Consider the following 2,748-nt stretch of genomic DNA (forward strand, 5'->3'; position numbering starts at 1 on the left):
CACCACCACAGTTCATGAATGTGGCCGTCGGCGCTGCGGTAATTGACGTGCCGACCGCTTTCGGCGCTGAACACGTAGCCCACTGGATCACCCGTGGCCGGCGGGGCACCCGCCGTAGTAGTCAGATCGGTGTGGTGCCAATGGCCCTTCCGCCACCACAGTTCATGAATGTGGCCGTCGGCGCTGCGGTAATTGACGTGTTGCGTGCTTTCGGCGCTGAACACGTAGCCCACTGGATCACCCGTGGCCGGCGGGGCACCCGCTGCCTCAGTCGTCAAATCGGTGTGCTCCCAACCGTTCTCGCGCGATCGCAGCTCGTGAACATGATCATCGGTGCCACGGTAATTGACATGTTGTGTCCGTTTGGCGTCAAAGACATAGCCAGCTGGATTACCCGCGGCCCGCGGCGCACCCGTCAAAGTCGTCAAGTCGGCCCTCGCCCGGCCAGGGGCGTGCGCGTGGGGAAGCCGCGGCCACCGGTCCGGGTCGCCGACCACCAGCAGCCCACGCGCCCCGTGCGCGGCCGAGCTGTCCGGCTGCCCGTCGACCAGAGCGGCGAGGGCGGTGACCGGGGCGACGGTCAGGCTGGACACCCCCTCCGGCAGGTGATGTTCGACGACCACTCCGACGGCGACATGGCCGCCGTCGGAGTCCGGGGCGAACACCACCGCGCCCGACATCCCCTGCCACTGCGAGTCGGCCGAACGACCACGCGAAAGCTCCTGCGGTCTGCTGGTAACCTCCAGCTCCAGCATTTCGCTGACCCGGTTCGACCCCGGCTTGATCCCTCCGCCGACGTGCACGCTGTCCCGCAGCTTCACGCCCGACCCGCCGGCGCGCTGCTTTTCCTTGAACGCGGGGAAACCCACCGCCCAGCAGTCCCAGACGGTCCGCGGGTCGTCCCGGTGGACCCGTGCCCATCTCACCGGCGTGACCGCGTCGGCGAACGCCGGATCGTCGATCTCCACCAGTGCCAGATCCGCCTGCTCCGTGCCGGCGGCCACCACACGCGCCGAATATTCGTCCTCACCCGCCCAGCGGCGCCGTACCAGCAGCCGCTCGTCCGCGCCGAGGGCCTGCCGGTAGTCGACTGCGTGTGCGGCGGTCAGCACGTACCGGCCACCCACCAGGTAGGCCGAGCCGACCGTCCACTGCGGCATTCTTGCCGGGCCGCGGTGATGCAGGACTTCCACCGCCCGGGACGTCGTCACCGCACTGCTGGCCATCAGCCCAACCTCCGCGTTTCAGTCAGGGCTTTTTGGGCGAACCTTGTGTGATCTTCATGGGCTCGCCGTGGCGATCAACTGGAACACCCAACGTCACAGTAACTGTGTGGATCTCCTCCCGGGACAGCGAACCCGACCCGCCGGCCTCCACCACCCACACCTTTACCCCCGCCTTGGCTGTGCTTTCCTTCTTCACTGCCACGTGGAACTCCAGCTGCACCCCGTCCACCGGGAATTGGAAGTCCGAACCGGCGCCAGCCGACGCCGCCTCGGCCAGCTCCACACGCAGCGCGTCCATCGTCTCCGCCAGACTCAACTCCACAGCAAACCTCCGAAGATCGGACTTGTGCGCTATCGCCTTGCCGAGGCAGCAGGCCCGCTACAGGGCGGTCGGCAACGAAGTCCCTACCCGGCGTTCTCACGATCATGCCAAACGACCCCGCCCGTACCCACTCCCACCATTGGCAATGGTGCCTCCGCGCACCTCACGCGGCGGCGGACACCGGCTGGGTCAATGTCGGCACCGAGCACGACACACGAGCCAGCGTTTGCGCTGGCCGCGGGTGAGCCGGGCGGGCAGGTCGAACAGGCGGAAGCGCAGGAGTTTGACCGAGGCGTCGCGCAGGCCGCCGGGGGTGAGAGCCAGGTAGCGGTAGGCGGCGAGCAGGTTGGCGGCCAGTAGCACGATCTGGGTCCAGGCCTTGTTGATTGTCCAGTGGCGGGACGGCCAGCGGTTCAGCCCGATCGCCTTGCCCTGTTTGACGTCGTTCTCGACGTGGACGTGGGAGCGGTGGCGGGCATCGAGCCAGGCGAGCTGGCCGACGCGGGCGTTGACAGCGATCAGCTGGTAGCGCCGGCCCCTCTGTTTCTCCTGCTCGGTGGCGCGGGCGAGGTATTTCGGGTGCAGCGGCTCGTCGCGGACCAGGATCCGCAGACCGGGGATCTTCTCGGTCCAGGCAGACAGGTCGAGCAGGCCGGTCAGCTCGGCGACATAGGCGTTCTCGACGACGTCACCGGACTGGTCGATCGCCGGGCTCCACGCCGCCGACGGCAGTTTCGCGATCGCGTCCATCTCCCGGTCGGTGCGGGGCCAGCCGACGGAGAACTCCCAGCGCCGGCCGCGTTTCCCGCCGCCGGAGGCGATGTGTTCGAGTAGCTGGTGGGAGAAGCCCGCCCCGTCGAGGCGGATGAGCATCCGGTGGCGGTAGGCGCCCGGGATGCGTTCGACCGCCCTGGTCAGGGTGGCGATGGTGTCGGCGGCGTCGTTGGAGGTGGCGTTGCCCGGTCGGGGGTCGACGACGAGCAGGTCGTCGGTGTTGTCGCACGTCGCCAGGTTCGGGGCGAACCCGATCCCGCCCTTGTAGGTGGGCTTGGCGTTCTGCTTGTCCTGCGAGGCGGAGAACACGAGCGAGGCGTCCAGGTCGACGACGGTGATCCCGGTCAGCTCCCTCCCGGCGACCGCCAGCCAGGGGAACCCCTGCGGCCGGGCGGCCAGCAGTTCCCACCAGCGGCGGCGGAACCC

3 protein-coding genes are annotated in these 2,748 nt (G+C 68.6%); all 3 read right to left on the bottom strand.

Annotation, left to right across the window (positions count from 1 at the left end; all coding sequences use genetic code 11):
* A partial coding sequence (locus MJ797_RS15030) for a trypsin-like serine protease (protein WP_239335258.1) occupies window positions 1-1,226 on the bottom strand: 1,226 nt, incomplete at its 3' end.
* A gap of 22 nt (window positions 1,227-1,248) precedes the next feature.
* On the bottom strand, window positions 1,249-1,548 hold the full coding sequence (locus MJ797_RS15035) for a trypco2 family protein (RefSeq protein ID WP_239335260.1): 300 nt from the start codon (window positions 1,546-1,548) through the stop codon (window positions 1,249-1,251).
* Window positions 1,549-1,737: 189 nt separating this feature from the next.
* On the bottom strand, window positions 1,738-2,748 hold a 1,011-nt coding region (locus tag MJ797_RS15040), incomplete at its 5' end, for a transposase (RefSeq protein ID WP_239335262.1).

The sequence above is a fragment of the Protofrankia sp. CiP3 genome, assembly GCF_917627345.1.
Taxonomy (GTDB): Bacteria; Actinomycetota; Actinomycetes; order Frankiales; family Frankiaceae; genus Protofrankia.